General features: G+C 69.1%; 11 protein-coding genes. 8 read left to right on the plus strand and 3 right to left on the minus strand.

Annotated elements, in window-relative coordinates:
* Nucleotides 1–238: 238 nt before the first annotated feature.
* The gene (locus tag ACFYXC_RS24790) at nt 239–535 is read right to left on the minus strand and encodes a DUF397 domain-containing protein (RefSeq protein WP_389554075.1); all 297 of its coding nucleotides are present in this window, start codon (nt 533–535) and stop codon (nt 239–241) included.
* 275 nt (nt 536–810) lie between these two features.
* On the opposite strand from ACFYXC_RS24790, the gene rpsO reads away from it, so the two are divergent.
* The 5 genes from rpsO to ACFYXC_RS24815 all read left to right on the plus strand — a co-directional run bounded on the left by rpsO (nt 811) and on the right by ACFYXC_RS24815 (nt 6327).
* Nucleotides 811–1098 (plus strand): 30S ribosomal protein S15, encoded by a 288-nt coding sequence (gene rpsO, locus ACFYXC_RS24795; protein WP_020128575.1) that lies wholly within the window; start codon nt 811–813, stop codon nt 1096–1098.
* Between the two features lie 373 nt (nt 1099–1471).
* Nucleotides 1472–3694 (plus strand): polyribonucleotide nucleotidyltransferase, encoded by a 2223-nt coding sequence (locus ACFYXC_RS24800; protein ID WP_389554076.1) that lies wholly within the window; start codon nt 1472–1474, stop codon nt 3692–3694.
* Entirely contained in the window at nt 3691–5070 is a 1380-nt protein-coding gene (locus tag ACFYXC_RS24805; RefSeq protein WP_389554077.1) for a M16 family metallopeptidase, read from the plus strand. Before ACFYXC_RS24800 ends, ACFYXC_RS24805 begins: the two co-directional genes overlap by 4 nt.
* A 46-nt stretch (nt 5071–5116) precedes the next feature.
* The gene (dapB, locus tag ACFYXC_RS24810; RefSeq protein WP_388926768.1) at nt 5117–5869 is read left to right on the plus strand and encodes a 4-hydroxy-tetrahydrodipicolinate reductase; all 753 of its coding nucleotides are present in this window, start codon (nt 5117–5119) and stop codon (nt 5867–5869) included.
* A gap of 5 nt (nt 5870–5874) precedes the next feature.
* Nucleotides 5875–6327, plus strand: coding sequence for a hypothetical protein (locus tag ACFYXC_RS24815; protein ID WP_388926765.1), 453 nt, complete (start codon nt 5875–5877; stop codon nt 6325–6327).
* A 62-nt stretch (nt 6328–6389) separates the two neighbouring features.
* On the opposite strand, the gene ACFYXC_RS24820 is transcribed toward ACFYXC_RS24815, so the two are convergent.
* Both ACFYXC_RS24820 and ACFYXC_RS24825 read right to left on the minus strand, forming a co-directional pair.
* Entirely contained in the window at nt 6390–6950 is a 561-nt protein-coding gene (locus ACFYXC_RS24820) for a hypothetical protein (RefSeq protein WP_388926762.1), read from the minus strand.
* Nucleotides 6951–7073: 123 nt separating this feature from the next.
* On the minus strand, nt 7074–7313 hold the full coding sequence (locus tag ACFYXC_RS24825; protein ID WP_388926760.1) for a hypothetical protein: 240 nt from the start codon (nt 7311–7313) through the stop codon (nt 7074–7076).
* Between the two features lie 202 nt (nt 7314–7515).
* Between ACFYXC_RS24825 and thyX the strand changes: the two genes are divergently transcribed.
* The 3 genes from thyX (at nt 7516) to ACFYXC_RS24840 (ending at nt 11206) form a co-directional block, all read left to right on the plus strand.
* Nucleotides 7516–8256, plus strand: a complete 741-nt coding sequence (gene thyX / locus ACFYXC_RS24830; protein ID WP_388926757.1) for an FAD-dependent thymidylate synthase — start codon at nt 7516–7518, stop codon at nt 8254–8256.
* A gap of 229 nt (nt 8257–8485) precedes the next feature.
* Nucleotides 8486–9385, plus strand: coding sequence for a 4-hydroxy-tetrahydrodipicolinate synthase (dapA, locus tag ACFYXC_RS24835; RefSeq protein ID WP_389554078.1), 900 nt, complete (start codon nt 8486–8488; stop codon nt 9383–9385).
* Nucleotides 9386–9520: 135 nt separating this feature from the next.
* Nucleotides 9521–11206, plus strand: coding sequence for a ribonuclease J (locus tag ACFYXC_RS24840; protein ID WP_388926751.1), 1686 nt, complete (start codon nt 9521–9523; stop codon nt 11204–11206).
* Nucleotides 11207–11468: the final 262 nt, after the last annotated feature.

An 11468-nucleotide genomic window follows, 5' to 3' on the forward strand; every position in this document is an offset into this window, starting at 1 on the left:
CCACGGGTCCTGCTGCCGCGCCCACCCCAGCCTAATCACCGCAACCACCCCCACGGCAGGCCCGTCCACCCCTCCGGTCCCGCCCAGTACGTCACAGCCTGCCCAGAGGTGGCGTACGAACTGCCTTGTGCGAAAGGCAAAGTGGACAAAGAGCGTCAAAGCACGAAGGGCCGGCGGCATCCGTGCCGCCGGCCCTTCTCCTGTGCTGCCGTACCGCTGCCGCCGGGCAGCTGTCGTGCTACTCGGCCGCGGCCGAGCCGTCGTGCGGCATCGGTTCCAGGTCGAACTCCCCGTCCCGCGCGCCCAGCACGAAGGCCCGCCACTCCGCCTCCGTGTACCGCAGGACGGTCCCGGTGTCGAGGGACGACCGCATGGCCACCGCGCCACCGGGGAGGTACGCGATCTCGACCCGCTCCTCGTGCTCCTCCGTGCCCGGCGCGCTCTGCCACTCGACCCCCGAGATGTCGAGGGCGTAGAGCTCGTCCTTCTCCCGCTCCTTGCGCGCCTTGACGTCCTTGTCCTCTGCCTCGGCCATGGCGAAGCGACCCCTTCCAGACGAACGAACCCGACCTGACGCGTCACCCTACTGGGGCACCCCCTGGCCTCCCCGGACTCCGCAGACCCCGGTCGGCCGGGCCCTCACCCCCTGGTACGCTGTGTGACGGCCGTATGTGTACGCACCCCCGGACAGCCCTCGCGGGCTCTGGAGGACGCGCCCAGCGGATCCCCGCCTCCCGAGTTACGGAAGCTCCCCTGAGAAGTGGACCAGGGGCACTCGGTGGCCATCGACGAAGACTACGAGGAGTACGCGTGCCGCTCGACGCCGCTACGAAGAAGCAGCTCATCACGGAGTTCGGTCAGAAGGAGGGCGACACAGGCTCTCCCGAGGTGCAGGTCGCGATGCTCTCGCGCCGTATCTCGGACCTGACCGAGCACCTCAAGACCCACAAGCACGACCACCACTCCCGTCGTGGTCTGCTGATCCTGGTCGGTCAGCGCCGTCGTCTGCTGCAGTACCTGGCGAAGAAGGACATCCAGCGCTTCCGTGCGCTGGTCGACCGCCTGGGCATCCGCCGCGGTGCGGCGGGCGCCAAGTAAGACGCCGTGGAGGGAGCGGTTCCCACTCTGAGGGGGCCGCTCCCTTTGCTGTACGTGCGGAGTGTCACCACCCCTTTGTAGTGTGGTGGCACAACGCGATACGCAGGACACAGCGTGGCACCGCGCCGGCGCACAGCGCCGCACGGCCGTCACGCCACACCGCACGACCCGTACGACCCGTACGACCCGTACGACACGAGGAAAAGCGCACCTCGCCGCCGCCGGTCCTCGGTAGTGGCCCCCGGGGGAATGGGAACCCGGGAGCTTCGATCGAAGACCGGCCCGCACGAGTAGGCGCGCTTCTCCGCAGAAGCGTCCCCCTGCCACACGGGCAGGCCGGGACGAAAGACGAAAAGTATCGGAGAAAACGCTAGTGGAGAACGAGACCCACTACGCCGAGGCCGTTATCGACAACGGCTCCTTCGGCACCCGCACCATCCGCTTCGAGACGGGCCGCCTGGCCAAGCAGGCCGCCGGCTCCGCCGTCGCGTACCTGGACGACGACACCATGGTGCTGTCGGCCACCACCGCTTCGAAGAAGCCCAAGGACAACCTCGACTTCTTCCCCCTCACGGTGGACGTCGAGGAGCGGATGTACGCCGCCGGCAAGATCCCCGGCAGCTTCTTCCGCCGTGAGGGCCGGCCCTCCGAGGACGCGATCCTCACCTGCCGCCTCATCGACCGCCCGCTGCGCCCGTCCTTCAAGAAGGGCCTGCGCAACGAGATCCAGGTCGTCGCCACGATCATGGCGCTCAACCCCGACCACCTGTACGACGTCGTGGCGATCAACGCCGCCTCCGCGTCCACGCAGCTGGCCGGCCTGCCCTTCTCCGGCCCGATCGGCGGCGTCCGCGTCGCGCTGATCAACGGCCAGTGGGTCGCGTTCCCGACGCACACCGAGCTCGAGGACGCCGTCTTCGACATGGTCGTCGCCGGTCGCACCCTCGAGGACGGCGACGTCGCGATCATGATGGTCGAGGCCGAGGCCACCGAGAAGACGATCCAGCTCGTCGCGGGCGGCGCCGAGGCGCCCACCGAGGAGGTCGTCGCCGCCGGTCTGGACGCCGCGAAGCCCTTCATCAAGGTGCTCTGCAAGGCCCAGGCCGACCTCGCCGCGAAGGCCGCGAAGCCCACCGGCGAGTTCCCGGTCTTCCTCGACCACCAGGACGACGTCCTGGAGGCCCTGACCGCCGCCGTCAAGAGCGAGCTGTCGCAGGCGCTCACCATCCCGGGCAAGCAGGACCGCGAGGCCGAGCTGGACCGCGTCAAGGAGATCGCCGCCGAGAAGCTGCTCCCGCAGTTCGAGGGCCGCGAGAAGGAGATCTCCGCCGCGTACCGCTCGCTGACCAAGGCCCTGGTCCGGGAGCGCGTCATCAAGGACAAGGTCCGCATCGACGGCCGCGGCGTCACGGACATCCGTACGCTCGCCGCCGAGGTCGAGGCCATCCCGCGCGTGCACGGCTCCGCCCTGTTCGAGCGTGGCGAGACCCAGATCCTGGGCGTCACCACGCTGAACCTGCTCCGGATGGAGCAGCAGCTGGACACCCTTTCCCCGGTGACCCGCAAGCGCTACATGCACAACTACAACTTCCCGCCGTACTCCGTCGGTGAGACGGGCCGCGTCGGCTCCCCGAAGCGCCGCGAGATCGGCCACGGCGCCCTCGCCGAGCGCGCCATCGTGCCGGTCCTGCCGACGCGCGAGGAGTTCCCCTACGCGATCCGCCAGGTCTCCGAGGCCCTCGGCTCGAACGGCTCGACGTCCATGGGCTCGGTCTGCGCCTCCACGATGTCGCTGCTGAACGCCGGTGTGCCGCTCAAGGCCCCCGTCGCCGGTATCGCCATGGGCCTGATCTCCCAGGAGATCAACGGCGAGACGCACTACGTCGCCCTCACCGACATCCTCGGTGCGGAGGACGCCTTCGGCGACATGGACTTCAAGGTCGCCGGCACCAAGGAGTTCGTGACCGCCCTCCAGCTCGACACCAAGCTGGACGGCATCCCGGCCTCCGTCCTGGCCGCGGCCCTCAAGCAGGCCCGTGACGCCCGCCTCCACATCCTCGACGTGATGATGGAAGCGATCGACACGCCGGACGAGATGTCCCCGAACGCCCCGCGGATCATCACGGTCAAGATCCCCGTGGACAAGATCGGTGAGGTCATCGGCCCGAAGGGCAAGATGATCAACCAGATCCAGGAGGACACCGGCGCCGACATCACGATCGAGGACGACGGCACCATCTACATCGGTGCCCAGCAGGGCTCGCAGGCCGAGGCCGCGCGCGCCACGATCAACTCGATCGCCAACCCGACCATGCCGGAGGTCGGCGAGCGCTACCTGGGCACCGTCGTGAAGACGACGACCTTCGGTGCGTTCGTGTCGCTGCTCCCGGGCAAGGACGGACTGCTGCACATCTCGCAGATCCGCAAGCTCGCCGGCGGCAAGCGCGTGGAGAACGTCGAGGACGTCGTGGCCGTGGGCTCCAAGGTCCAGGTCGAGATCGCCGAGATCGACTCCCGCGGCAAGCTCTCCCTCATCCCCGTGATCGAGGGCGAAGGCGACAGCGACGATGAGAAGAAGGACGACACGGACAAGTGACGTCGAGTAGCTCCAAGGCGACGGCCCGCACCTCCTCGGAGGCGCGGGCCGTCGCCCGTACCCAAACCCTGATCAAGGGCGAGAACGGTATCGGTACGGTCCGCAGGACCACCCTCCCCGGGGGTCTGCGCATCGTCACCGAGACCCTGCCCTCCGTGCGCTCCGCCACCTTCGGCATCTGGGCGCACGTCGGCTCGCGCGACGAGACGCCGGCTCTGAACGGCGCCACGCACTACCTGGAACACCTCCTCTTCAAGGGGACGCACACCCGCAGCGCCCTGGACATCTCCTCCGCGATCGACGCGGTCGGCGGCGAGATGAACGCGTTCACGGCGAAGGAGTACACGTGCTACTACGCACGCGTGCTCGACACCGATCTGCCGCTCGCCATCGACGTCGTCTGCGACATGCTCACCGGTTCACTGATCCGCGAGGAGGACGTGAACGTCGAGCGCGGCGCGATCCTCGAAGAGATCGCGATGACCGAGGACGACCCGGGCGACTGCGTGCACGACCTGTTCGCGCACACGATGCTCGGCGACAGCCCCCTCGGCCGGCCGGTCCTCGGCACGGTCGACACGGTCAACGCCCTCACCGCGGACCGCATCCGGCGCTTCTACAAGAAGCACTACGACCCGACCCACCTCGTGGTCGCCGCCGCGGGCAACGTCGATCACAACAAGGTCGTACGCCAGGTCCGTGCCGCCTTCGAGAAGGCGGGCGCGCTCCAGCGGCAGGACGCCACCCCGATCGCCCCGCGCGACGGGTCCCGCACCCTGCGCACCGCCGGACGCGTCGAACTCCTCGGCCGCAAGACCGAGCAGGCGCACGTCGTCCTCGGCATGCCGGGCCTGGCCCGCACCGACGAGCGCCGCTGGGCCCTGAGCGTCCTGAACACCGCCCTGGGCGGCGGCATGTCCTCCCGCCTCTTCCAGGAGGTCCGCGAGAAGCGCGGCCTGGCCTACAGCGTGTACTCGTACACCTCGGGCTTCGCCGACTGCGGCCTCTTCGGCGTGTACGCGGGCTGCCGTCCGAGCCAGGTCCACGACGTGCTGAAGATCTGCCGCGACGAACTCGACCAGGTCGCCGAGCACGGCCTGCCCGACGACGAGATCGAGCGCGCCATCGGTCAGCTCCGCGGCTCCACGGTCCTCGGCCTCGAGGACACCGGCGCGCTGATGAACCGTATCGGCAAGAGCGAACTGTGCTGGGGCGAGCAGATGTCCGTCGACGACCTGCTGACCCGCATCGCGTCGGTCACCCCGGACGAGGTCCGGGAAGTGGCCCGCGACATCCTGGGACGGCGGCCCTCGCTGTCGGTCATCGGCCCGCTGAAGGACAAGCAGGCGTCCCGGCTGCACGAAGCCGTCGCGTAGAGCGGCGCACGTCCCGGCCCAAGTCCCCGACCAAGAAGGCAAGAACATGAGCAAGCTGCGCGTGGCGGTCCTCGGCGCCAAGGGGCGTATCGGATCAGAGGCGGTACGGGCCGTCGAGGCCGCCGCCGACCTGGAGCTGGTGGCCGCACTCGGCCGGGGCGACGCACTGGAGACCCTGACCGAGGCGGGCGCCCAGGTCGTCGTCGAACTGACCACTCCCGCCTCGGTCATGGAGAACCTCGACTTCTGCGTACGCCACGGCATCCACGCCGTGGTCGGAACCACGGGCTGGACCGACGACCGCCTCGCACAGCTGGACACGGCACTGGCCGCGTCACCCCGCACGGGCGTGCTCATCGCCCCGAACTTCTCCATCGGCGCGGTCCTCACCATGAAGTTCGCGCAGACGGCCGCGCCCTACTTCGAGTCGGTCGAGGTCATCGAGCTGCACCACCCGAACAAGGTGGACGCCCCCAGCGGCACCGCCACCCGCACCGCCCAGCTCATCGCCGCCGCCCGGCAGCGGGCGGGCAGCGCCCCGCAGCCCGACGCCACGGCGACGGCCCTGGACGGCGCCCGCGGTGCGGACGTAGACGGCGTCCCGGTGCACGCGGTCCGGCTGCGCGGCCTGCTGGCACACCAGGAGGTACTGCTCGGCGGCGAGGGCGAGACCCTGACGATCCGTCACGACTCGCTCCACCACAGCAGTTTCATGCCGGGCATCCTGCTCGGCGTACGCCGCGTCGTGGACACCCCGGGCCTCACGTTCGGCCTGGAAAACTTCCTGGATCTGAAGTAACCGCCATGACCGCGAAGATCACGTACGCCGTCACGGCCGCCGTCCTGGTCGTCTACTTCGTCCTCGTCGGCACCCGCGGGGTGATGCTGATCCAGCACGGCACGCCGCTCACCGTCGCCTTCGGCGCCGCCGTCCTCGTCCTGCCGCTGATCGGCGTCTGGTTCCTCTGGAAGAACACCCAGTTCGTCCAGCGGGCCAACCGGCTCGCCGCCGAACTGGACGCCGAAGGCGGCCTGCCCGTCGACCAGTTGAAGCGCACCCCGGCCGGCCGCATCGACCGCGACTCGGCCGACGAGGTCTTCGCCCGGCGCAAGGCCGAGACGGAGGACGCCCCCGACGACTGGCGCAGCTGGTTCCGGCTGGCCATCGCCTACCACGACGCCCGCGACACCCCGCGGGCCCGCAGGGCGATGCAGCACGCGATCGCCCTGCACGACGGAAAGCCCGTGCGGACCTGAGGGGTGGTACGACGGAGGGCCCGGCCACCTCCAGGCGGCCGGGCCCTCCGTCGTACCACCCCTCAGGCGCGCGGCCGGTACTCGTCCGCCCACACCTCGACACTGTCCGCAGCCCGGTCGAAGGCGTCGGGACGGCTCAGGAAGTCCGCGTTGTGCGTGGTCAGCAGGGGCGTCGGCGCGTCACCGAGCTGTCCGACGCGCAGCAGCACCAGCGCCTGTCCCTGCACCGTCCGCGGCAGACCTAGCCAGCGCACCGGCTGCTGCACGGTCCGCACCACGGCGATCTGGGTCCACGGGGTCGTGGTCGTGGTGAAGAACCGGACCCGGCGCAGACCGTAGGCGCTCACCCACGCGCCCATCCGCAGCAGGCGCAGGGCACACGCGATGATCAGCACGGCGAGTGCCAGGCACACTCCGCCTCCCGAGGCGTTGCCCGCGGCCGCGATGATGACCGCCGCGAACAGCACGTACGACGCGAGCAGCAGCAGAAGGGCTGCCGCGCCGACCCGCCACGGGCCGGGCCGGTAGGGACGCCGCCACTGGTCGCGGTCGTCGAACGGCAGCGCGAGATCCTCGCCCGCCTCGTCGAAAGCGCGGTCGGCGGTCAGAAAGGGCAGGGGCACGACTGATCCTTACTCAATCCACGCATGGGCTGTGCCCGGTGAGGCTACCCAGACGGATCTCCGCCCACCACCCGCGGGGGTCCATGGGGGTACTGCCCAGGCCATCGGGCCCGTGGCGGCGCGTCAGCGGCCCTGGGACGCGTCCGACTGCTGCGTGTGCGCGGGGGAGACGTCGGCCTCCAGGGCCGGCAGCCCCAGGAGCAGGGAGCCCACGAGGCCCGCGACCACGGTGAGCCCTATCAGCCATCGGCCGGCGAGCTCCGCGGCGGAGGCACGGCGACGCGGTGGGGGAGCGACATTGCTGCGGAACCTGTCGGCCTCGGCGACGAAGGCGAACGGTACGGGCTCACGCCGGCGGAGCATGGGGCGCTCTTCTCCTCTTCGGACTCGAACGAATCACTGTCATCAATACAGACGAGCGAGCGCCGCAAAGGGTGCCCTGTTTCACCGGCTTCGCAGAACTTCGCAGCCGAATGTCGCAGCACCGCACCGAACGCCCCCTTGTCGGTGCCGGGCCGTAAAGTGGTCGCCGCCCGAGCCAGTACTGGGAAGGACCCTCCACGCCGTGACCGACACCCCCGCCGACGACCTCAAGCCCAGCTTCCGCAGCGATGTCACCGTCGAACTGGTGAAGCACACCGCTTCCGACTCCGACGTGCTCTTCGCCGCCCGCGTCTCCACTCTCGGCGAGCAGTCCCTGGACGAGCTGCGGAAGGACCCGGAGCGCTCGAAGGGCCTGATCAACTACCTGATGCGGGACCGGCACGGCAGCCCCTTCGAGCACAACTCGATGACGTTCTTCATCAGCGCCCCGATCCTCGTCTTCCGCGAGTTCATGCGCCACCGGGTGGGCTGGTCGTACAACGAGGAGTCGGGCCGGTACAGGCAGCTCGAACCGGTCTTCTACGTGCCGGGCGAGTCCCGCAAGCTGGTCCAGGAGGGCCGCCCCGGCAAGTACGTCTTCGTCGAGGGCACCCAGGCCCAGCACGAGCTCACGGGCCGCGTCATGGAGGACTCGTACCGCCATGCGTACGAGGCGTACCAGGAGATGCTGGCCGCCGGAGTGGCCCGTGAGGTCGCCCGCTCGGTCCTCCCCGTCGGCCTGTTCTCCTCGATGTACGCGACGTGCAACGCCCGCTCGCTGATGCACTTCCTCGGCCTGCGCACCCAGCACGAGCAGGCGAGGGTCCCGTCCTTCCCGCAGCGGGAGATCGAGATGGTCGGCGAGAAGATGGAGGAGGAGTGGGCCCGGCTCATGCCCCTGACCTACGCCGCCTTCAACGCCAACGGGCGCGTCGCCCCGTAGCCGCCCCGGCCGCCCGGCCCTCAGGCGGTCGGGTCCGCCGGGCACATCTGTACGGGTCGTCGAGTGAAGTGTCCGTATTGCGGCATTTCGAGAAGTTCATCTAGCCTGATCAAAGGGACCCGGCACTGCCTGAACCCCCGAGCAGGCAGTGCCGGGCTCCATCTTTGTCCTGACTTGTCGCCTCCCCCGAGGGCAGACCGCACGGTGAGCAGCGAGTAGCGTGTTACCCATGGCTCCGACCTCCACTCCGCAGACCCCCTTCGGGCGGGTCCTCACTGCCATGGTCACGCCCTTCGCGGCGGACGGCGCACTCGACCTCGACGGCGCGCAGCGGCTCGCCACCCACCTGGTGGACGCAGGCAACGACGGCCTGATCGTCAACGGCACCACGGGCGAGTCCCCGACCACCAGCAACGCGGAGAAAGCGGATCTCGTACGAGCCGTGGTCGAGGCCGTCGGCGACCGCGCCCACGTCGTCGCCGGCGTCGGCACGAACGACACCCGCCACAGCATCGAACTGGCCCGGGCTGCCGAGAAGACCGGCGCACACGGCCTGCTCACCGTGACGCCGTACTACAACAAGCCCCCGCAGGAGGGCCTGTACCAGCACTTCACGACGATCGCCGACGCCACCGGACTGCCCGTGATGCTCTACGACATCCCCGGCCGCAGCGGTGTCCCGATCAACACGGAAACACTGGTGCGTCTCGGCGAGCACCCGCGCATCGTCGCCAACAAGGACGCCAAGGGCGACCTCGGCCGCGCCAGCTGGGCCATCGCGAACTCCGACCTCGCCTGGTACTCGGGCGACGACATGCTGAACCTGCCGCTGCTGTCCGTGGGCGCGGTCGGCTTCGTCTCCGTGGTCGGCCACATGGTCACCCCCGAACTCCGGACCATGATCGACGCGTACCTGAGCGGCGACGTCCACAAGGCCACCGAGATCCACCAGAAGCTGCTCCCCGTCTTCACCGGCATGTTCCGGACCCAGGGCGTCATGACCAGCAAGGCCGCGCTCGCCCTCCAGGGCCTGCCCGCCGGGCCGCTGCGTCTGCCCATGATCGGCCTGTCGCCCGAGGAGACCGCGCAGCTCAAGATCGATCTTGCTGCCGGCGGGGTACAGCTCTGACCACAGACTTCACAACTGAATAGGTACGACCACGCGGGCCCGGCGTCCGCATTCCCCAGACAACTGCTACTGCACGAACGTCATGCGCGCCACGTGCCCTGCCAGGTACGTGGCGCGCATGGTGAGGAGAGTCTTTTGAGTCATCCGCATCCGGAACTCCGTCTGCCGCCGAAGCTGGCCCAGGGGGGCCTGCGGGTCACCCCCCTCGGGGGCCTCGGGGAGATCGGCCGAAACATGACGGTCTTCGAGTACGACGGCCGCCTTCTGATCGTCGACTGCGGCGTGCTCTTCCCCGAGGAGGAGCAGCCCGGCATCGACCTGATCCTGCCGGACTTCAGCTCGATCAGGGACCGCCTCGACGACATCGAGGGCATCGTCCTCACGCACGGCCACGAGGACCACATCGGCGGCGTCCCCTTCCTCCTCCGCGAGAAGCCGGACATCCCGCTCATCGGCTCCAAGCTGACCCTCGCCCTCATCGAGGCGAAGCTCCAGGAGCACCGCATCCGCCCGTACACCCTTGAGGTCGCGGAGGGCCACCGCGAACGCATCGGCCCCTTCGAATGCGAGTTCGTGGCGGTCAACCACTCCATCCCGGACGCCCTCGCGGTCGCCATCCGCACCCCCGCGGGCATGGTCGTCCACACCGGCGACTTCAAGATGGACCAGCTCCCGCTGGACGGCCGCCTCACGGACCTGCACGCCTTCGCCCGACTGAGCGAGGAAGGCATCGACCTCCTCCTCTCCGACTCCACGAACGCCGAGGTCCCGGGCTTCGTACCGCCCGAGCGGGACATCTCGAACGTCCTGCGCCAGGTCTTCGCCGGAGCCAGCAAGCGGATCATCGTGGCGAGCTTCGCCAGCCATGTGCACCGCATCCAGCAGATCCTCGACGCCGCCCACGAGTACGGCCGCCGGGTCGCCTTCGTCGGCCGCTCGATGGTCCGCAACATGGGCATCGCGCGCGACCTCGGCTATCTGAAGGTCCCGCCGGGCCTGGTGGTGGACGTCAAGACCCTGGACGACCTCCCGGAACACGAGATCGTCCTCGTCTGCACCGGCTCCCAGGGCGAGCCGATGGCGGCCCTGTCGCGGATGGCCAACAGGGACCACCAGATCCGCATCGTCCAGGGCGACACGGTGATCCTGGCGTCGTCGCTCATCCCCGGCAACGAGAACGCGGTCTACCGCGTCATCAACGGCCTGACCCGCTGGGGCGCCAACGTCGTCCACAAGGGCAACGCCAAGGTGCACGTCTCGGGCCACGCCTCGGCCGGTGAGCTCCTGTACTTCTACAACATCTGCAAGCCGCGGAACCTGATGCCGGTCCACGGGGAGTGGCGCCATCTGCGCGCCAACGCCGAACTGGGCGCCCTGACCGGCGTCCCGCACGACCGCATCGTGATCGCCGAGGACGGCGTGGTCGTGGACCTCGTCGAGGGCAAGGCCAGAATCGCCGGCAAGGTCCAGGCCGGATACGTGTACGTCGACGGCCTCTCGGTCGGCGATGTCGGCGAGCCCACGCTCAAGGACCGCAAGATCCTCGGTGACGAGGGCATCATCTCGGTCTTCGTGGTGCTGGACACCAGCACGGGCAAGATCACCGGTGGCCCGCACATCCAGGCCCGCGGCTCGGGCATCGAGGACTCGGCCTTCAACGCGGTCCTGCCCAAGGTCGTCGAGGTACTGGAACGCTCGGCCCAGGACGGCGTGGTCGAGGCCCACCAGATGCAGCAGCTCATCCGCCGCACGCTGGGCAAGTGGGTCTCGGACACCTACCGCCGCCGGCCGATGATCCTGCCGGTCGTCGTCGAGGTTTGAGCCTCGCGTACATGAGAACCCGGAGCGGAGCACCTCGATTTGCGTCGGGGCGCTCCGCTCCAGTACGTTTACGGCTCCGCCAGAACGGGAACCCGGATCGATCACGTGTCCGGACCACCCCGGGAGGGGCGGGAAATCCGACTCAGACTTTCTGATAAAGTCGGATTCGCCGGAAAGGGAAACGCGAGAGCGGGAACCTGGAAAGCACCGAGGAAATCGGAGCCGGAAACGGTCTGATAGAGTCGGAAACGCAAGACAGCAA

The sequence above is a fragment of the Streptomyces sp. NPDC002701 genome (assembly GCF_042889045.1).
GTDB lineage: Bacteria > Actinomycetota > Actinomycetes > Streptomycetales > Streptomycetaceae > Streptomyces.

Bases quoted from the DNA above. Each gene is read 5' to 3' on its own strand.
- ACFYXC_RS24790 (WP_389554075.1), bottom strand. From the start codon at position 535: ATGGCCGAGGCAGAGGACAAGGACGTCAAGGCGCGCAAGGAGCGGGAG.
- dapB (WP_388926768.1), top strand. From the start codon at position 5,117: ATGAGCAAGCTGCGCGTGGCGGTCCTCGGCGCCAAGGGGCGTATCGGA.
- ACFYXC_RS24815 (WP_388926765.1), top strand. From the start codon at position 5,875: ATGACCGCGAAGATCACGTACGCCGTCACGGCCGCCGTCCTGGTCGTC.
- ACFYXC_RS24825 (WP_388926760.1), bottom strand. From the start codon at position 7,313: ATGCTCCGCCGGCGTGAGCCCGTACCGTTCGCCTTCGTCGCCGAGGCC.
- dapA (WP_389554078.1), top strand. From the start codon at position 8,486: ATGGCTCCGACCTCCACTCCGCAGACCCCCTTCGGGCGGGTCCTCACT.